At 46.9% G+C, this 18,772-nt stretch carries 17 protein-coding genes; 10 read left to right on the top strand and 7 right to left on the bottom strand.

Annotated features, from left to right (window positions below; translation table 11 throughout):
• The first annotated feature begins 3 nt into the window (after positions 1 to 3).
• The 8 genes from panB to frdD all read left to right on the top strand — a co-directional run bounded on the left by panB (position 4) and on the right by frdD (position 7,004).
• Positions 4 to 798 carry a 3-methyl-2-oxobutanoate hydroxymethyltransferase gene (gene panB, locus ACUJFL_RS04525; RefSeq protein ID WP_226749549.1) on the top strand — a complete coding sequence of 265 codons (795 nt, stop codon included), beginning with the start codon at positions 4 to 6 and terminating at the stop codon, positions 796 to 798.
• On the top strand, positions 799 to 1,641 hold the full coding sequence (gene panC, locus ACUJFL_RS04520; protein ID WP_445428605.1) for a pantoate--beta-alanine ligase: 843 nt from the start codon (positions 799 to 801) through the stop codon (positions 1,639 to 1,641). It abuts the gene before it with no gap.
• A gap of 3 nt (positions 1,642 to 1,644) precedes the next feature.
• Positions 1,645 to 2,505 (top strand): DUF72 domain-containing protein, encoded by an 861-nt coding sequence (locus tag ACUJFL_RS04515; RefSeq protein WP_445428604.1) that lies wholly within the window; start codon positions 1,645 to 1,647, stop codon positions 2,503 to 2,505.
• Between the two features lie 313 nt (positions 2,506 to 2,818).
• Positions 2,819 to 3,712: a prenyltransferase gene (locus tag ACUJFL_RS04510; protein ID WP_445428603.1), complete on the top strand. Its 894-nt coding sequence runs from the start codon at positions 2,819 to 2,821 to the stop codon at positions 3,710 to 3,712.
• Positions 3,713 to 3,739: 27 nt separating this feature from the next.
• Positions 3,740 to 5,515, top strand: coding sequence for a fumarate reductase (quinol) flavoprotein subunit (frdA, locus tag ACUJFL_RS04505; protein WP_445428602.1), 1,776 nt, complete (start codon positions 3,740 to 3,742; stop codon positions 5,513 to 5,515).
• On the top strand, positions 5,515 to 6,228 hold the full coding sequence (locus ACUJFL_RS04500; protein ID WP_306177099.1) for a succinate dehydrogenase/fumarate reductase iron-sulfur subunit: 714 nt from the start codon (positions 5,515 to 5,517) through the stop codon (positions 6,226 to 6,228). Before frdA ends, ACUJFL_RS04500 begins: the two co-directional genes overlap by 1 nt.
• A gap of 9 nt (positions 6,229 to 6,237) precedes the next feature.
• The gene (locus ACUJFL_RS04495; protein WP_226749543.1) at positions 6,238 to 6,627 is read left to right on the top strand and encodes a fumarate reductase subunit C; all 390 of its coding nucleotides are present in this window, start codon (positions 6,238 to 6,240) and stop codon (positions 6,625 to 6,627) included.
• The gene (frdD, locus tag ACUJFL_RS04490; protein WP_445428601.1) at positions 6,624 to 7,004 is read left to right on the top strand and encodes a fumarate reductase subunit FrdD; all 381 of its coding nucleotides are present in this window, start codon (positions 6,624 to 6,626) and stop codon (positions 7,002 to 7,004) included. The genes ACUJFL_RS04495 and frdD overlap by 4 nt, the downstream gene beginning before the upstream one ends.
• Positions 7,005 to 7,034: 30 nt before the next feature.
• Here the strand turns inward: frdD and panP are convergent, their stop codons facing one another.
• The 5 genes from panP to mpl form a co-directional block, all read right to left on the bottom strand.
• Positions 7,035 to 8,681: a pyridoxal-dependent aspartate 1-decarboxylase PanP gene (gene panP, locus ACUJFL_RS04485; protein ID WP_445428600.1), complete on the bottom strand. Its 1,647-nt coding sequence runs from the start codon at positions 8,679 to 8,681 to the stop codon at positions 7,035 to 7,037.
• Between the two features lie 122 nt (positions 8,682 to 8,803).
• Complete coding sequence (locus ACUJFL_RS04480; protein WP_226749540.1) at positions 8,804 to 9,574, bottom strand: ABC transporter permease; 771 nt, start codon at positions 9,572 to 9,574, stop codon at positions 8,804 to 8,806.
• The gene (locus ACUJFL_RS04475) at positions 9,571 to 10,497 is read right to left on the bottom strand and encodes an ABC transporter ATP-binding protein (protein ID WP_226749539.1); all 927 of its coding nucleotides are present in this window, start codon (positions 10,495 to 10,497) and stop codon (positions 9,571 to 9,573) included. The genes ACUJFL_RS04480 and ACUJFL_RS04475 overlap by 4 nt, the downstream gene beginning before the upstream one ends.
• 21 nt (positions 10,498 to 10,518) lie before the next feature.
• Entirely contained in the window at positions 10,519 to 11,139 is a 621-nt protein-coding gene (locus ACUJFL_RS04470) for a flavin prenyltransferase UbiX (protein WP_445426236.1), read from the bottom strand.
• The gene (mpl, locus tag ACUJFL_RS04465; RefSeq protein ID WP_226749537.1) at positions 11,139 to 12,497 is read right to left on the bottom strand and encodes a UDP-N-acetylmuramate:L-alanyl-gamma-D-glutamyl-meso-diaminopimelate ligase; all 1,359 of its coding nucleotides are present in this window, start codon (positions 12,495 to 12,497) and stop codon (positions 11,139 to 11,141) included. The genes ACUJFL_RS04470 and mpl overlap by 1 nt, the downstream gene beginning before the upstream one ends.
• 145 nt (positions 12,498 to 12,642) lie before the next feature.
• Between mpl and ACUJFL_RS04460 the strand changes: the two genes are divergently transcribed.
• On the top strand, positions 12,643 to 13,623 hold the full coding sequence (locus ACUJFL_RS04460) for a class 1 fructose-bisphosphatase (protein WP_226749536.1): 981 nt from the start codon (positions 12,643 to 12,645) through the stop codon (positions 13,621 to 13,623).
• A 72-nt stretch (positions 13,624 to 13,695) separates the two neighbouring features.
• A complete protein-coding gene (gene ppa / locus ACUJFL_RS04455) occupies positions 13,696 to 14,223 on the top strand; it encodes an inorganic diphosphatase (protein WP_226749535.1) in 528 nt (175 codons plus the stop codon).
• Positions 14,224 to 14,272: 49 nt separating this feature from the next.
• Here ppa and ACUJFL_RS04450 read toward each other — a convergent pair whose 3' ends face one another.
• Together ACUJFL_RS04450 and ACUJFL_RS04445 are read right to left on the bottom strand one after the other, a co-directional pair.
• Positions 14,273 to 16,489 (bottom strand): two-component system response regulator, encoded by a 2,217-nt coding sequence (locus ACUJFL_RS04450; RefSeq protein ID WP_445428599.1) that lies wholly within the window; start codon positions 16,487 to 16,489, stop codon positions 14,273 to 14,275.
• 99 nt (positions 16,490 to 16,588) lie between these two features.
• Positions 16,589 to 18,706, bottom strand: a complete 2,118-nt coding sequence (locus tag ACUJFL_RS04445; RefSeq protein WP_445428598.1) for a response regulator — start codon at positions 18,704 to 18,706, stop codon at positions 16,589 to 16,591.
• Positions 18,707 to 18,772: the final 66 nt, after the last annotated feature.

The raw sequence follows: 18,772 nt of genomic DNA, 5'->3' as shown, positions 1-18,772 counted from the left end.
GATATGGCGAAGATAACCACCGCAGTCTTACAAAAAATGAAACAACAAGCCGATAAAATCAGCATGTTGACCGCTTACGATGCTAGCTTTGCTAAACTGTTTGCTGAGCAAGGCGTTGATGTTCTGCTGATAGGTGATTCTCTCGGTATGGTTTTACAAGGCCATAGCGATACCCTGCCTGTGACTGTCCAAGATATCGCTTACCATACTCGCGCTGTGCGTGCAGGCGCACCAGAAGCTTTCGTTATCGCTGATATGCCTTTTATGAGTTACGGCAGTACCGAGCAAGCGTTGCAAAGCGTCGTACCCTTGATGCAAGCAGGCGCGAATATGGTCAAGCTAGAGGGCGGTGACTTTTTATTACCCACCATTACCGCCTTAACTGAACGCGGAGTACCGGTGTGTGGTCACTTAGGCCTAACACCGCAATCTGTACATATTTTAGGAGGGTATAAAGTACAGGGTAAAACGGCAGAGAAAGCCGATGCCATGCTGCGTCAAGCTTTAGCCTTAGAAGCTGCAGGGGCACAGTTATTAGTACTGGAGTGCATTCCAACACCACTGGCACAGCGGATCACCGCAGCGCTGACTATCCCGGTAATTGGCATTGGAGCCGGTAATGTTACCGATGGCCAAGTGCTGGTGATGCATGATCTCTTAGGTATTAGCAGTGGTTACATCCCGAAATTTTCTAAAAATTATTTAGCCCAAACGGGCGAGATCCGCAGCGCCATTGCCAGCTATGTCAGTGAAGTCAAATCCGGCGTTTTTCCAAGCCAAGAGCACAGTTTTAATTAAATGAATATTCTGCAATCTGTTAATGAGCTACGCAGCCAAATTCTGCGCTGGCGACAAGCGGGACAAAGCATCGCTTTTGTGCCGACGATGGGTAATCTGCATGCTGGCCATCTAAAATTAGTTGATGTTGCGAAGCAACAAGCCGATCAAGTGATTTGCAGCATCTTTGTTAATCCCATGCAGTTTGGTAAAAACGAAGATTTGGCCAGCTATCCTCGCACTTTAGAGGATGATATTGCTGGTTTAACACAGCACGGCGCCGCCGCTTTGTTTACCCCCACTCCTGAGATCATGTACCCACGCGGTTTAGACGTACAAAGTTATGTTGAAGTGCCTTTACTCGGCGATCTGCATTGTGGCGCCAGCCGTGCCGGGCATTTTCGCGGTGTCAGTACCGTCGTCAGTAAGCTATTTAATTTAGTGCAACCCGATGTCGCTTGTTTTGGTCAAAAAGACTATCAACAACTGGCGATTATCCGGCAAATGGTCACCGACTTGTCTTTTCCTATTCGGATCATTGGTGTGCCTACTGAGCGCGCTGCCGATGGCTTAGCCTTAAGTTCGCGAAACGGCTATTTAAGCACAAGTCAGCGCCAGCAAGCGCCGGCGCTATATCAGATTTTACAGCAAGTAAAAGCGGCCATCTTGGCCGGCCAGCATGATTATCGGGCACTTGAGCGCCAAGCCAAAGCCGACTTAACTGAAGCGGGTTTTCGTCCTGATTATTTTGATATTAGCCATCAACACACCTTGGCACTGGCAGAGCACGCCACCGAGCCGAAAGTGATCTTAGCGGCTGCAGCGCTTGGCACGACCCGATTGATTGATAATCTGGAAGTTTAAGCAGTGCAGTTGTATTTGGGCTGCCCCATGTGGGCCAATCCGCAGTGGAAAGGCAGCCTGTACCCTGATGACACGCCCCAACACGCTTTTTTAGCCCAATATGCCGCCGTGTTTAACACGGTGGAAGGCAATACCAGTTTTTATGCCGATCCAGATGCCAAAACAATAGCACGCTGGGCCTCGCTGTTACCTGCAGACTTTCGCTTACAATTAAAAGTACCCTCGCGGCTGTCACATCAGTTACACAGTGATAATACCGCTGAACTGCAAGCTTGGTGGCAATTGCTCAGCCCGCTACATCCGTTATTGGGTATGATCCATTTACAACTGCCTGCCAGCACAGGCCCAGCTAATCTCGACTGGCTGACGCAACAACTGGATATCTTAAGGCCGTTAACCCCCATCTGTGTTGAGGTTCGCCATCCCGCTTTTTTTGACAAAGGCGATGCTGAGGTGCAGCTAAACCGCCTGCTGAGCCACTATCAAACCGAACGCGTAGTGCTAGATAGCCGAGCGCTATTTTCGGTACCCGCCAATAGCCCTGCACTGCTGGATGCGCAGCAAAAAAAACCTCGCTTACCGGTACATGCCATTTGTTTAACTGAAACGCCTGTGATGCGCTTTATTGGTTGTGCTGACGCCAGCATTAACCAGCATTATTACCAACCTTGGCTAACTAAAATTGCCAGCTGGCTGCGTGCAGGTAAAACACCCTATTGCTATTTCCATACCCCTGACAATCAGGGGGCACCTGCGTTAGCACGGCAATTTACCCGTGATTTACAACATCAACTGCCTGAGCTACAACACGCAGTACTTGCCCCCTGGCCAGGCGAGCAGCGCGATCAATTAGCCTTATGGTAGCGCTATTTGCTTTTCCTGATAACTCTTCCTAACCTTTAAATAAGCTCGCTCTCTGGCTTGCACTGGTTTTGCCACTAAACAACGCAAGCATAATGTAGATCAAACCGCTGTTAACGCAATACTCGTACTATAACAGAGTTGATGTTAAGCATTATGCCGCAGCTAACGGCTGACAAGCTTTACTCGATGCTGCTGAGCTGGATGAGTGTTATGTCGGCTATAGCGGGCAAAAGCCATTACAGCAACCTGCCGCGTTACTCAGTAAGCATAGCCTTAGCGTATCGTATTTATTAAACAACATAAGGATGTGATCTTGTTTGCAGTACTTTTCGGCGTCAGTCGCTCAAACTTTCTTACTTTAACGCTAGTATGTGTGTTATTGGCGGCTACGGCTGGCTGGCAAATGGTGGCCATGTCAACATGGCAAAACTACCTACTGGTGACCTTAATTGCGCTCAGTGCTCATATCAGCGTCAATGCCTTTAATGAATACTTTGATTTTAAATCGGGGCTCGATTTTTTAACCCAGCGAACGCCATTTAGTGGTGGCAGTGGTACCTTAGTAAACCACCCTGAAGCCAGTAGTATTGCGCTGAAACTGGCGATTATTTCGTTATGTGTGGTCATTTTTGCCGGTCTTTATCTGAGCTTTCAGCAAAACTGGCAATTACTGTTGATTGGTATCCCCGGTGTGCTGATTATTTATGCCTATACTCAGTATTTGAATAAAAACGCATTAGCCTGCTTATTAGCACCCGGTTTTGGCTTCGGCTTACTGATGACACTGGGCGCCTTTTGGGTGTTTTCTGGGGGCTTAACCGCAGGTGCTTGGGTACTGGCGATGATTATCAGTTTGTTAGTCAGTAATTTACTGCTGCTAAATCAATTTCCTGATGTTGAAGCGGATCGTCAAGTCGGCCGCAATCATCTGCCCATTGTTATTGGTCGTCGACGCAGCGCCATGGTGTTTACTGGCTTCATTTTTGCCAGTTATAGCCTATTGATCATAGCCGTTGTTATGCAATTACTACCCTGGCAAACCTTGCTAGGCTTACTCAGTTTACCCTTATTGCTGAAGTTACTGCCGGGCATTTTTAAGTATGCCGACCAACCGACCGAACTTAGCCCCTATCTTGGGATAAACGTCATACTTTGCCATGTGTATCCCTTGTTACTTTGTGCCGGCCTCGCTTGGGCGGCAGTTTAAACACTCGCACACTTTTAAGGATTTTAGATGCAGCTACTAGAAACCGATATCGCCATCATAGGTGGGGGTGGCGCGGGGTTAAGAGCGGCGATCGCTGCAGCAGAAGCCGACCCGGCTTGTCGAATCACCCTGTTATCTAAAGTGTATCCCATGCGATCACATACCGTTGCTGCCGAAGGAGGTGCCGCCGCAGTAACCTTGGCGCAAGACAGTATGCAAGGTCACTTTGAGGACACTGTTACGGGTGGCGATTGGTTAGCAGACCAAGATGTGGTTGAGTATTTTGTGCAACATGCCTATGAAGAATTAGTTAATTTAGAACATTGGGGGTGCCCTTGGAGCCGACGCGAGAATGGCAGTATTCAAGTCAGACGCTTTGGCGGCATGAAAACCGAGCGAACTTGGTTCGCCGCAGATAAAACCGGTTTTCATATTTTACATACGTTGTTTCAAACATCTTTTAAATACCCGAATATTCAGCGTTTAGATGAGTTTTTTGTTTTAGATTTATTAGTACATGAGCAACAGATAGTTGGTGTACTTGCCATACAACTCAACACGGGCGAACTGTATCAGATCCATGCCAAAAGCGTCATTCTGGCAACAGGGGGCGCTGGCCGAGTATTTCACCACAACACCAATGGTGGCATTGTTACGGGTGATGGCATGGCACTGGCCTATCGGCATGGTGTCGCGCTGCGCGATATGGAGTTTGTGCAATACCATCCAACCGGTTTGCCCGGCTCTGGCATCTTAATTACCGAGGCATGCCGTGGTGAAGGTGGCATTTTACTCAATCGTGACGGCTACCGTTACTTGCAAGATTATGGCCTAGGCCCTCAAACTCCGCTGGGTAAGCCGGAAAATAAATGTATGGAGCTGGGCCCGCGCGATAAATTATCGCAAGCCTTTTGGCATGAACAGCAGCAGGGCCGAACGGGTGATTGTCAGGGGCATGCGGTTGTCTATTTAGATTTGCGCCATTTAGGCGAACGCCATCTGCAACAACGACTGCCCTTTATTTGTGAATTAGCTAAGGCTTATGTCAATGTCGATCCCGCAAAAGCCTTAATACCGATCAGACCGGCCGTGCACTACACCATGGGGGGTATTTTAACTGATGCCCAATGCCAAACCAGTATCGCCGGTTTATTTGCCGTCGGCGAATGTGCCTCTGTGGGGCTGCACGGGGCCAACCGCTTGGGATCTAACTCTTTAAGCGAATTACTGGTGTTTGGTCATGTTGCCGGTAAGCAAGCGGTCAGCTTTGCTAAAACGGCTAAGGCCGCTACTCGCACTGAAGTGGTTCAGTACTGCCAGCAGCAACAGCAACAGTTGCAAGCCAAACTCGGTGTAAAAAACGCCGACAGTGTCGCCGCAATTCGCCATGAGATGACACTGGCAATGGAACAAGGTTGTGGCATCTATCGTGATACTGCGGGTATGCAACAATGTTTAGCTACTCTGACGCACTTGCAGCAACGTTATCAACAGGTGTTCGTCAGCGACCACAGTAAGGTCTTTAATACTGAGTTAATTCAACATTATGAGCTAGGCTTCGGCTTAGATGTGGCCAATGCTATGGTCAGCAGTGCATTGGCACGGCAAGAGTCTCGAGGCGCTCATCAGCGCCTCGATGACGGTATGCAACAGCGTGATGATGAGCGCTTCCTACAACATAGCCTAGCCCAGTTAACCGAGCAAGGTTCCGCCAGTATTCATTATCAGCCCGTACGTATCACTCAGAGCAAACCGGCGGTCAGACGTTATGGTGCAGAGCCTAGCCAACAGGAGCAGCGTTAATGCAGAAAACACTGGTGATTCAACGCTACAACCCAGAGCAAGATCACAAACCGCATCCGCAGCATTTCACTGTACCCTGCGATGACAGTACTTCGGTGCTCGATGCATTGTTGTATATTCAGCAGCAACTGGATCCAACGCTGGCTTTTCGATGGTCTTGCCGCATGGCTATTTGTGGCTCCTGTGGTGTGATGGTCAATGGCATACCGAAGCTTGGCTGTAAAACGTTTCTGCGTGATTATAAAGATGACATCACGCTGGAAGCCTTAGCACACTTTGCCACCGAAAAAGATCTGATTTCTGATATGTCAGTGTTTTTAACCCATTTGCAGGCAGTCAAACCTTACCTCATTAACCACGACACCCGCTTACAGCCGCATCAGCAAACACCAAAACAGCTGGCGAAGTATGCTCAGTTTTCCAACTGTATTAATTGTGGTTTATGTTATTCCGCTTGTCCGCAATTTGGTTTAAACCCAGCGTTTTTAGGCCCCGCCGCGCTGACTTTAGCGCAGCGTTATAATCTCGATAGTCGCGATCAGGGAAAAGCACAGCGCATGCCGCAGCTTAACGGTAAAAATGGCGTCTGGGGATGTACCTTTGTCGGCTTTTGCTCGGATGTCTGCCCAAAACAACTCGATCCGGCTGCGGCCGTCAATCAGGGTAAAGTAGCGTCTGCTGCGGACTTTGTGATTGGTATCTTTAAACCTTAGGAGCGCATCATGTCAGAACCCCGTCAGGTTAACCAAGCTTATCAGAGTCAACTGCGGCGCAATTGGTGGTTAAAGCATGGCTACTATCAACGTTATATGCTGCGTGAAGCGACCGTTTTACCCTTATTGTTTTTTTGTGGTTGCCTGCTAACCGGCCTGTATAGTTTGCAACATAGCGAACAAAGCTGGTTGAATTGGCTTGCCTTTATGGCCACTCCTTGGGTGATTGGCCTAAACCTTTTGACCTTTTTTGCTAGTTTGTTTCATGCCAAAACCTTTTTTGAATTGTTTCCTCGGGTGTTACCCATTCTGCCAGCGCCGTTAATGATTGCAGGGCAATGGCTTGGCACACTCAGCGTGACGTTATTACTCGCATTGTTATTAGGGGGTGTGCTATGACGCAACCGGCCCGTTCTGATGAACCGATTTGGTGGGCTTTATTTAGTGCCGGCGGTGTGTGTTTTGCCGTGCTGATCCCAGGGTTAATTCTTACCCTCGCGATTGCCTATCCTTTGGGATTATTACCGGAAAACGCTTTAGATTATGCAAAAATACGCCAGTGGCTCTTTAGCGATTATTGGGGATTAGCAGGTTTAGTGCTGGTGGCCGCAGGGCTGTGTATGCCGCTGTTTCATGCCATGCACCGCGTGCATCATGGTATGCATGACTTAATGCTCAGAGCGGGCGGCTGGGGTAAAGTGCTCTGCTATGGTAGCGCCAGCTTGTTAAGTGCAATGGCGCTGTATTTTTGGTATTTAGGCCTAAGTGCAAGCTAAACCCCCGACGCCGCAGCGTCAGAGTCAGGATTAAGCTAAGATATCAGCAGCAAATTGGCGTAATCTGGGATAGAAGTCTTTGTCTAATTGCGCCAACTGATCTTGTTCCACTAAGACCTCACGCAGAATCTCTTCTGTGGTAAGGGGGTTCGCCAGTACCACGCGAAAGACGATTGTTTCTTGTCGATCATAGCGCACAGGAGTTAACCGGGTACGAGAGACAAAAGATTTCCCCTCTTCCCGCTGCCGTTTTTGAATAAACTGCGTTAAACCATTTAACAGCTCGTTGATACGGCGGCGTTGCTCAGGCGAGCCATGCGCCAGCGCTTTTTGCACCTGCGCGGGAACATAGCGATAGGTCAAAATGCACAGTTCAGGCTCAGTGATCAGCTCAAAATCAATATTATGGCTAATCAGCGTGGCAAAGTACTTGGCTTTTTCGATACTGCGTTCAATTAAGATCTGATAGCCTTTATAGCCAATCACTTGCAAACACGCGTGCACCAGCATTGCCATGCCCGGCCTAGAACCTTCTAAGGTTTGGCTGCCGAGATCTTTCGAGCCCTTACGCAATATATATTCAGCATGATGCTCAATCGCATTCGCCGCAGACGGATGCTTAAACACCACCATGCCCGCGCCCATTGGCACATACATTTGTTTATGCGCATCAATGGTCACCGAGTCGGCGCGCTCTATGCCCGCAAGCAGGGTTCGGTGCTTAGCCGAAAATAACGTCGCACCGCCCCAGGCCGCATCAACATGGAAATGACACTGATATTCTGCGGCCAGATCGGCCAATTTATCTAACGGATCCACGTTACCGGTTTCTGTTGCACCGGCCACTCCGACAATCGCTAACACTTTAATCTGCTTTTGCTGTAGCTCGTTCAACACCCGGCGCATCTCGGTAATATCGGCTTTGTTATTCGCGTCAGTTTTTATCGAAATAACCGAATCACGGCCAATGCCAAGCACATCAGCCGCTTTACCTAACGAGTAATGCCCCCGCTCAGACACGACAATGGCTAACCCTTGATAACCGTAATGCTGCATCGCGCGGAATAAGCCCTCTTTTGCAATACCTTTAAAATCACCCTCAGCTTTCAGTAGTTTGTTACGCGCAATCCATAATGCGGTAATGTTGGCAATGGTGCCGCCAGAACAAAACGCGCCGAGCGAGTGATTGGCACTGTGCATCCATTTTTTATAGAACCCTTCGCGCTCGCCGTACACTAAATGGTGCATCATGCCGAGTACTTGCCGCTCTAATGGCGTAAAGGCTTTCGAGGTTTCAATCTTCACCAAGTTTTGATTAAGCCCTACCATCATTTTCGACAGCGGCAACACAAAATAGGGTAAGGCTGACGTCATATGGCCAATAAAGCTGGGCGCTGCCGTATGCACAGAGTGTGCAACCAGCTTTTGCATAATGCTTTCGGTATAGTCAGAGACAAAACTGGGTTGTTCTGGGATCTGGTATGCCTGAAAATCCCGCTCGATTTGCCATAGCGGTTTTTCGACAGCAACAATGCTCTCGTTTAAAAAACCAGCCAAATTCTGCGACAAATTCTGCTCAATAATACTCAGTGTCGAGTCCGGTGCTTCCGGTACAGTAAAGATCCGCCACAACGCTTCTTCCGAAGCGGTTGCTTGTCGTTTTGTTTGGTCATTCATGCCTTTCAGTACCTTGCTGCATTCGATTAACCCTAGGTTGGTTTATACACCAACCTGGAGTGTTATGGTTGCAACCATTAAATGTCTGCAAAAATCATATCCCTGTATCCGGGATTTAGTATTTAGCTACGCAAACCTATACCTTTGTTAATAAGATACATGGCATAACTGAATAAAACGATAATAAATCCTAAAACTACTGCTAGCGCTAACCACAGACTGACGTCTGAATACCCTAAGAAACCATAGCGAAAGGCGTTAACCATATACACTATTGGATTTAAAGCAGCAACTTTTTGCCAAAAACCAGGCAATAACGACAACGAGTAAAACACCCCTCCCAAATAGGTTAATGGCGTTAAGACAAAGGTGGGGATGATACTAATATCATCAAAGGTTTTCGCATACACCGCGTTGATTAAGCCACCTAAAGCAAACAGCATAGACGTTAAAATCACCGTAACAATAATGATCGCCAAATTATGAATTTGGATCGTCACAAAAAACAACGACAAGATGGTTACGATTAAACCGACCAACATGCCACGCGCCATACCACCGCCAATATAACCCAGCACGATGATAAAATTTGGCACTGGCGCAACTAATAACTCTTCGACATTACGTTGAAACTTCGCACTAAAAAACGATGAGGCAACATTAGTGTAAGAATTGGTGATCACCGACATCATAATTAGGCCAGGTACAATAAACTCCATATAGCTAAAGCCATTCATCTGACCAATACGTGAGCCAATCAAGCTACCAAAAATAACAAAATACAAACTCATGGTAATGGCGGGTGGCACCAAGGTTTGCACCCAGATCCGCATAAAGCGGGTAATTTCTTTATTTAAAATACTTTGTAATGCAATCAAGTACTGGCTTCTCATACTGCCACCTCCCGACCATGCTCTACTAAAGTAACAAACAACTCTTCTAAACGATTCGCTTTATTGCGCATCGATAGCACTTTGACGTCTTGCGCACTGAGTTGGCTAAAGATAGGGTTTAAGCCTTGCGATTTTTCTACATCCACTTCAATACTTTGTTCATCCAACTGTCGCCAAACAAAGTCGGTTAATTGTAAATTTGCAGGCAACTGTGCCACATCGAATATAAAGGTTTCTTTGCCCAGCTTGGCCAGCAATGCCTTCATGGTGGTGTTTTCAACAATATTGCCTTTATCAATAATGGCAATATTGCGACAGAGCATTTCGGCTTCTTCTAAATAATGCGTGGTCAGAATAATGGTGACACCTTGCTGATTAATGGTTTTTAAGAACTCCCACATCGAGCGGCGTAATTCGATATCCACGCCAGCGGTAGGTTCATCTAATATCAATAGTTTAGGCTCATGCATTAGCGCCCGCGCTATCATCAAACGCCGCTTCATACCACCGGATAACTCACGAGCCGGCGCCGACCGTTTTTCCCACAAACCAAGCTGCCCGAGGTACTTTTCGGCGCGTTTTAACGCCACCGTTTTCGGTACGCCATAATAACCCGCTTGATTGATCACAATCTGTAACACCGTTTCAAACTGGTTAAAGTTAAATTCTTGCGGTACCAACCCTAAGCAACTTTTCGCTGCTTCTAACTGTGTATCGATATCGAAGCCAAACACCCGCACCTTACCTTGCGTTTTATTCACCAACGAACTGATCACACCAATAGTGGTGCTTTTACCTGCGCCATTCGGGCCAAGTAAGGCAAAGAAATCACCCTGCTTAACTTGCAAATCAATGCCTGACAATGCCACCGTGCCGCTGCCATAAATTTTATGCAGATCTGAAATATCCAGTGCAATTTCCAATGTTAACTCCTCTTTGAATACTTAGTTACCACCGTAGCCCCAACGCGCGACTAATTGCTGCGACAAACCCAGCTGGTCGAGAATACGTGCCACCATAAAATCCACTAAATCGCTGATCTGCTGTGGTTGATGATAAAAGCCTGGTGCGGCAGGCATAATACAAACCCCTAGCCGACTCAGCTTTAACATGTTTTCTAAATGGATGGCACTGAGTGGGCTTTCTCGCACCACTAAAATTAACTTACCGCCCTCTTTAATAACGACATCGGCGGCGCGCTCTATCAAGTTATCACTGGCACCTTGAGCAATCGCTGACAGACTCCCGGTTGAGCAGGGACACACCACCATCTGCCGCGGTGCGGCCGAGCCGGACGCGACTGGTGAAAACCAGTCATCTTTGCCATACACCTTGAGTAGTTCAGCGTCACATTGAAAATGTTGCTGTAATTGCGCAGCACAGCGCTCAGCGGCGGCGGGTAACTTAATATCATGTTCGGTAGCAAAGACCACTCGCGCCGCACTAGAAATCAGCAAGTGCACTTTGACCTGTTGCTTTAACAACAATTCTAATAAGCGCCAGCCATAAGGCGCACCTGATGCACCGGTAAAGGCTAAGGTGATTTCTGTTGTGGATTGATTCATTAAGTGTTCCATTTATCTGTGAGGGCAGTCAGTAATTTCTGATGAATCCCGCCGAAGCCGCCATTACTCATAATGACAATGCTGTCACCGGGTTGAGCGGTTGCCACTAAACGCGTCAATAATTCATCAATATCGTAACTCACACTGGCCGGGCCATGAAGCCGCGCAACCAATTCACTCATCGACCAGCCGGCATTGCGTGGTTCAAACAGTAACACTTCATCGGCACTGAGTAACGCTTGCGGTAACGCGGCTTGATGTACGCCCAGTCGCATGGTGTTCGAGCGTGGTTCAAGTACGGCTATGATACGTTGCTGGCCCACTTTGGCACGTAAACCTTTTAAGGTCGTTTCAATCGCCGTGGGGTGATGTGCAAAATCATCATAGATAGCAATATTACCCGGTGTCCCTTTTAATTCCATACGGCGCTTCGGCGCAATAAAACGGGCTAAAGCTTCAATACTGACGGCAACCGGCACGCCCGCATGGCGAGCCGCGGCAATGGCCATCATACCGTTATCGACATTATGCTGGCCGGTTAGCTGCCAAGTGACGCTACCTTGCAACTGTTGTTGCCAAAACACCTGAAATGCCGAACCATCCGCTTCCGTTAACGCGACTCGCCAATCGGTACCATAAGCTTCGCGTTGACTCCAGCAACCTAAGGCGAGTGTTTGCGCTACAGCCGGTACACCTTCCGGCGACACCACTAAACCTGAAGCCGGTACCGTGCGCAACAGATGATGAAATTGCCGTTGAATGGCGGCCAAATCTGGGAAAATATCCGCATGATCATATTCAAGGTTGTTAATCACTAAGGTGCGTGGCCGGTAATGCACAAACTTCGAGCGTTTATCAAAAAACGCCGTGTCATATTCGTCGGCTTCAATTACAAAAAACGGCGCATCGCCTAAACGGGCAGAGCAATCGAAGTTTTGTGGCACACCACCAATTAAGAAGCCCGGTTTTAAACCGGCATACTCGAGGATCCAAGCTAACATACTTGCGGTGGTGGTTTTACCATGCGTGCCGGCGACGGCAATCACCCAACGCTGCTGCAAGAGTTGCTCGGATAACCATTGCGGCCCTGAGCTATAAGCTAAGCCGTGTTCTAATACATACTCCACCGCAGGGTTGCCCCGAGACAGCGCATTACCAATAATCACCAAGTCAGGTGCAGGTTCCAACTGGGCAGGATCGTAACCTTGCGTTAAACTGATGCCAAGTTGTTGCAGTTGCGTGCTCATTGGCGGGTAAACATTGAGATCGGAGCCGGTGACGTGATGTCCCAAGGCTTTCGCTAATGCGGCGATGCCACCCATAAAGGTGCCACAAATACCTAAAATATGAATATGCATATATCTTTTCTCTTAACAATCGCCGGCTATTGTAACAAATGCAGATAAAGCTGCGATGAAAACTGCAATTTAAGGAAAACTTCTTTAAAATAACTTTTGCTGTAAACAGCAAACCTCTGACTCGATAAGAAAAGGACCTACTATAATGCGTCGCATCTCCCCCGTACTGCAACAAGATGGCGTGGATCCAGACCTGATCTCGCTTTTAAAGACTATTCTCGCTGCCTGTCGTGAAATTGCCTTTCGGGTAAGTCAAGGTGAACTAGCCGGTGTTTTAGGATCAACCCTGGCCGAAAATGTCCAAGGCGAAACACAAAAAAAACTCGATATTATCGCCAACGAATTACTCAAAGAAATTATCTTAGAAACCGGTGTTGTCAAAGCGATTAGCTCTGAAGAAGAAGACACCATAGTACCGGGTAACCCTAATGGGCGTTACTTAGTCACGTTTGATCCGCTCGACGGCTCATCTAACACCGATATTAACAGCCTACTCGGCACTATTTTCTCAATTCTTCCCGCTGATGCAGCAAAAGAGGCTGATGATGCCAGTCAATTTTTACAACCCGGTACCGCACAAGTTGCCGCAGGTTATGTGCTCTACGGTCCGTCGACCATGTTAGCGCTAACGACCGGTAAAGGCACGCGTCTGTACACCTTAGATAAAACCTATGGCGGCTTCTTATTAACCGAAGACACGGCGACTATTCCTAAATACACCGCCGAATTTGCAATTAATATGTCAAACCAACGTTTTTGGCAGCCTGCTATGCAGGAATATATGGCCGATTTACTAAAAGGCAAGGAAGGGCCTCGTGGTAAAAACTTTAATATGCGCTGGATCGCCGCGATGGTCGGTGATGTACATCGCGTATTGTGCCGTGGCGGCATCTTTATGTATCCACGCGATAACAAAGACCCGAGCAAGCCCGATAAACTGCGTTTAATGTACGAAGCTAACCCGATGAGCTTTTTAGTAGAGCAAGCCGGTGGGGCAAGTTCAACCGGCTATGAACGTATTATGGATATCGTGCCCACCGATATTCACCAGCGTGTGGCCGTCATTTTAGGCTCAAAACATGAGGTCGAGACCTGTGTTAGCTATCATGCTAAGCAGCCCAACTAAGACCAATAACTTATAGCGAATTTTACGGGTGTCATTATAATGTCGCCCAGCCATTAACCAGAGGACCAAGCGATGAGCTTAAGCGATGTAGCTGCAGGTAAAAACCTGCCAGACGAAATTAACGTAATTATTGAAATTCCAGCTAATGCTGACCCGATTAAATACGAAGTCGATAAAGATACTGGCACGGTATGGGTTGACCGCTTTATGTCGACCCCGATGTTCTACCCTTGTAACTATGGTTTCGTTAACCAAACCTTATCGTTAGATGGGGACCCAGTTGACGTTTTAGTGCCAACACCTTATCCATTAGTACCAGGTGCGGTAATCAAGTGTCGTCCGGTTGCCGTTCTGCATATGGAAGATGAAGCAGGCCAAGATGCCAAAGTATTAGCGGTTCCAGTCAGTAAACTGACGAAGCTGTATGATCATATCCATGATGTGAATGACGTGCCTGAACTGCTGAAAAAACAAATTCAGCACTTCTTTGAACGTTACAAAGAACTGGAAAGCGGTAAGTGGGTAAAAGTAACAGGTTGGGGTGATGTTGCTGCCGCCAAAGCCGAGATCATGACCTCATTTGAACGCGCGAGCAAGTAACCTCATTACGCCATAAGCCGGCATCATTGGCTTATGGCGTTTAACTGCATTAATTTTCTGCTAAGTAAGCCATTAATTCAGCATGTGGTAATGGTTTAGCGAAGAAATAACCTTGAACTTCATCACACTGCATTTGAGTAATCACCGCCAACTGCTCTGCCGTTTCTACGCCTTCAGCAATGGTTTGTAAGCCAATACGCTTACCTAAATTGATAATGGTTTCAGCAATTAAGCCACCATCTTGCTGATCAATTGCATTAATGAAAGCCCTGTCTACTTTAATGCGATCCAGCGGTAATTGTTGTAAATAACTTAACGACGAAAAGCCGATACCAAAATCATCTATCGCGACCTTAATACCAAAGCTTTTCAGCTTTTGTAATGCACTGATCACCCTATTCGGTTCGTCCATCACCACCGATTCGGTGATTTCCAGTTCTAACAGATGTGGCGCAACCTGATAACGCTGAATGGTTTCGATAACCGAAGGCACAAACTGTGCTGAACGAAATTGTGGCATCGACACATTTACGGCAATTCGCAGATTAGTATAATCGACCTCAGCTAAGCGCTTTAATTGCTGACAAGCCTGTTCTAGCACCCATAAACCAATATCTACAATCAACCCTGAATACTCCGCCAATGGAATAAACACGGCCGGTGAAATATATTGATTCGGCTGATGAGGCCAACGTAATAAGGCTTCCATTCCAACTACTTTTTGCGTTTTGATACACAGTTGCGGCTGATACCATAACTCCAATTTATCTAGAGCAAAGTCGGCTCTGAGCTTACGCAACATGTTTAAGCGATTACTAACTTCATCCTCCATCGAAGGCTCGTAATATTGATGGTGCACTCCCAAAGTCTTTTTAGCTTTATTCAGCGCAATATAAACATGCTTCATAATGACCATGCCCTGCTCACCCGAGTCGCGTAAACGGCAAATACCAAAGGTAGCATTAACTTGCAGGCTATGCTCAAACGCTTGAAATGGCGAACTGAATACCGCTTTTAACCGCGTGGGGGTTAACTGGTCTTCTGGGCCCACTAAGGCGAAGACATCCGCCCCCACCCGGCCTAACTGACAGCTAATGCCAAAATATTCGATCAAGCGCAGCGTAACAGCAACCAACAGTTCATTACCCACCTCTTGACCCAGGCCATCATTCACATCTGAGAAATGATCAATATCCACCAGTACGGCAACCATATTGTCGGGTTCAAACCGTCGCGTATCCTGCAAGATTTGAATAAACTCATTACGATTCGGCGTTTTGGTTAACGGGTCAATGTAGGCCGCATGTCTTAATTGTTGGAATAAAGCGACATTCTCATAACCAATCGAGATATTGGTTAAAAATACTTCGATAAGTTGCTGATCCGCGGTATCAATAGGTCGATTGGTTTCAATATAAACGGCGGCATTGTGTTTCTCGTTGCCTAAATATAAAACGGTGTCACGTTCCGTGAAGATATGCCGTTTACTCAATAGACACAGATTAATTTGCTCAACAATCCGTTTATTCTCTAAGCGTTCTAATTGGCATTTAATGTAAGGCGCGTAATGCCCGGCCGCACCCAATACATAAATACGATCACTTGCCGAGCCGTCATCTTCAATCTGCGCACACAAAACACCTTCAGCGTGCAAGCCAATTAACGAAGAAATTTGCGTGACCACGCCTTCAGAGAATTCATGTAATGAATGCTGTTCCAGCAAATTGGCACCGGCACTGATGATTTTTTGTAAACCAAGGCGATTTTGATTAATGGTTTTAATTTGCTGATAGGAACGAATGGAAGAAATAATCGAGGTAACCAGTTTGCTGCGGGTCAGTTCTGTTTTCGTTTTGTAGTCGTTGATATCGTATTCTTTGATAACACTTTCTTCAGGCGCATAACCTGGCTGACCGGTGCGCAAGACAATACGTAACTCATCCATACGCAATTCGTCTCGAATACGCCGCACGACCTGTAAACCGGCGTCATCGGTCTCCATCACCACATCGAGTAAAACCAACGCTGTATCAGGCTGTTTCAGTAAAAAATCGATGGCTTGCTGCCCGGAGAAGGCATGATGAAATTGCAAACGCTTACCTAGCACGATCAAATCATTCAGCGCCAGTTTGGTTACGGTGTGGATTTCTTCATCGTCATCGACGATCAACAGATGCCAAACATCAAGTTCATGCAACGGTGTAGTCGGCGCATGCTCATCGTCTGCTAAAAACAGAAATCCTTCATCTGCGTTATTTTGTATCATCGGCCAACCTTTATATTAACGTCCTGCTAATTTAACCGCTTCCTAACTGCAAAGGGCGTGCTGCTAATCCCCTAATAGGTATGCGCATAGCTTAGATTTTTAATGTAGCTGATAATGCGCTAACAGTGCTGCAAATTTACTCGGTTCTAACGGCTTTAACAAGATATCATCCATACCCGCTTTTTTAAATTCGGCAATTTCTGCCGGCAACGCATGCGCGGTAAACGCTAATATGGGTGTATGTTGATATCCGGGTAAAGCTCGCAACTGTTTCGCTACTTCGATACCCGACATATCAGGCAAACGAATATCTAATAAAATCATATCAAATTGCTGATGCAAGCACAGCTGTAACACCTGCTTACCGGTTAAAGCTGAAGCGAGCTGCACCGGCTTGTTTTGCAGCAGGATATTAATAAAAGCTTGGTTCGTTTCATTGTCGTCGACCACTAATAAACTTTTATGCCGCTGGCTTTTTAACACCTCGACAGCGTGTTGCTGTAGCATCATCAAACTAAATTCTGCACTCGCTATGCAAGGCAATAGTGCTTGCCAATGCGATAACGTTAACTCTGGAGCAAAAGCTTGTATGTTAATACTGGCTTGATAAGAGGAAATTAATTGCTGCCACGCTTCATTGGGTTGTTCTGCCGGCAAAAACATTAATAACCGCTGTGGCGCTGTCTGCTCTAATTTGCGTTTTAACTCGGAAAAATGACTGCAAGCACTTACCTGCACCGCTTGGCTAGCTAAGCCTGCTAAACGACCCTGTAGCCTGTCGCTATCTTGATCAAACACCAGTAAGCGATCCACAGGACTACTATAGGTCACCCCTTGAAGCGCAACCGGAAAACGCAAACGAATACTTGAGCCGAGCTCTTCTAATGATTGTACCTGTAACTCAGCCTGTAACAACTTAGCCATCAATTGTAATAGGGCTACATCCACATCGCGCCACTGCCAGTTTGACGATTTGGCCTGGCTGATATGCTCGATAATATGCGCAGGTAAACCATTGCCATCACAGCTCAGATGCAGCAGCAGATGAGGCTGCGCTGTGGCTTCTAAGGTCACTCGGCACAAAATACGCTGAGTATTCTCAGAGCGTACCGCCAACAACAACATCGCTTGTAAACTGGCTTGTAGCACTTCCTCGTCTAACAATACATCAAAATTTATATTATCTGGGCCTTCTACCCAATCAATACTGGTTCCTTGTGCCAGGATCTTATGCAAAGCGCCGAACTGTTGCGGTAACCAATGCACCAGCGATAACGGATCCTTTTTTAAACTACGCGGATTAAACTGAAAGAGACCATACAAAAAATGCAACCGCAATAACGTTTGAAACACTGCCACTGATAATTGCTCTTGTCGCTGCCACAGTAATTTACAGTGCTGTAACCAAGCTGACATTTGTTGGCGCAGTATGTCAGCCTGCTTGGTCAAGGCGCTGCTTTGCTGTTGTTGCGCCGTATATTGCTGTTGCAATAATTGCTGCTGTTGCACCGCATTCTCTAACTGCTGTTGCAAACTCGATTGCTGTTGCTCTGCCTGCACACGCCAGTCAAATAACGCCTGTACGTCAGACGGCACATTCGACAGCCCACGGGTTTCGGTATCAGCGGCAGTCAGGCGATCTAGCCATAGGTTACGTTGTTGTTGCCAAAGATAGACCAGCCATAACGTTAGCATAAAAAATACAGTAAAAATTAAACCACTAATACTCAGAGGTAACAGCACTGACGGCCAAATTTCGGCGGTTTCAGGTAGGATTAATAGAAAAGCATCGGGCGTTTTAAAATGATCAAATTGGCCTGACGAGGCAGACCAAATCATCAACGGTTGTAAAGCCACACGACCTTGCTCAGTTTGTAACAACTGATATTGCCGACTTTGCGTTTCAATTTTAGACGGTAATGCGGTCAAAGCGCCGGTGCTGGCTAATTGTATGCCATCAGATTGATAGACGCCGAGTGCGGCAATCGGTAGTAAGGCGCTGAACTGTAATTCATTAAGATGGGAACTAAGTTGCTCAGCCGACGTTTGTAATAACAAGGGTCTTAAACTGATTTTTAACAGATCGGCATATTGCTGCAGCTGGCGCTGCGCCTGTTGATCAGCAACACGGACTTGCCAGCTAAATAAGACGGCCGCCAACATAAGGCAGGCGGCGACATAGATAAGCGTAAGATTTCGGAAAAGCTGCGTCAACATCGTGCTCTTTAAGCATAATAAAGACGTTTACTATATGGCTTAAGGCTAATAGTAACAAGTCAAACC

The sequence above is a fragment of the Alishewanella sp. HL-SH05 genome (genome assembly GCF_052655985.1).
This window is presented reverse-complemented; position numbering and strand designations above follow the sequence as displayed.

What these genes read in the sequence shown, in the direction of transcription:
- ACUJFL_RS04445 (WP_445428598.1), bottom strand. Translation starts at nt 18,706, where the DNA reads ATGTTGACGCAGCTTTTCCGAAATCTTACGCTTATCTATGTCGCCGCC.
- ACUJFL_RS04495 (WP_226749543.1), top strand. Translation starts at nt 6,238, where the DNA reads ATGTCAGAACCCCGTCAGGTTAACCAAGCTTATCAGAGTCAACTGCGG.
- ACUJFL_RS04480 (WP_226749540.1), bottom strand. Translation starts at nt 9,574, where the DNA reads ATGAGAAGCCAGTACTTGATTGCATTACAAAGTATTTTAAATAAAGAA.
- panC (WP_445428605.1), top strand. Translation starts at nt 799, where the DNA reads ATGAATATTCTGCAATCTGTTAATGAGCTACGCAGCCAAATTCTGCGC.
- frdD (WP_445428601.1), top strand. Translation starts at nt 6,624, where the DNA reads ATGACGCAACCGGCCCGTTCTGATGAACCGATTTGGTGGGCTTTATTT.
- ACUJFL_RS04470 (WP_445426236.1), bottom strand. Translation starts at nt 11,139, where the DNA reads ATGAATCAATCCACAACAGAAATCACCTTAGCCTTTACCGGTGCATCA.
- frdA (WP_445428602.1), top strand. Translation starts at nt 3,740, where the DNA reads ATGCAGCTACTAGAAACCGATATCGCCATCATAGGTGGGGGTGGCGCG.
- panP (WP_445428600.1), bottom strand. Translation starts at nt 8,681, where the DNA reads ATGAATGACCAAACAAAACGACAAGCAACCGCTTCGGAAGAAGCGTTG.
- ACUJFL_RS04450 (WP_445428599.1), bottom strand. Translation starts at nt 16,489, where the DNA reads ATGATACAAAATAACGCAGATGAAGGATTTCTGTTTTTAGCAGACGAT.
- panB (WP_226749549.1), top strand. Translation starts at nt 4, where the DNA reads ATGGCGAAGATAACCACCGCAGTCTTACAAAAAATGAAACAACAAGCC.
- ppa (WP_226749535.1), top strand. Translation starts at nt 13,696, where the DNA reads ATGAGCTTAAGCGATGTAGCTGCAGGTAAAAACCTGCCAGACGAAATT.
- ACUJFL_RS04460 (WP_226749536.1), top strand. Translation starts at nt 12,643, where the DNA reads ATGCGTCGCATCTCCCCCGTACTGCAACAAGATGGCGTGGATCCAGAC.
- ACUJFL_RS04500 (WP_306177099.1), top strand. Translation starts at nt 5,515, where the DNA reads ATGCAGAAAACACTGGTGATTCAACGCTACAACCCAGAGCAAGATCAC.
- mpl (WP_226749537.1), bottom strand. Translation starts at nt 12,497, where the DNA reads ATGCATATTCATATTTTAGGTATTTGTGGCACCTTTATGGGTGGCATC.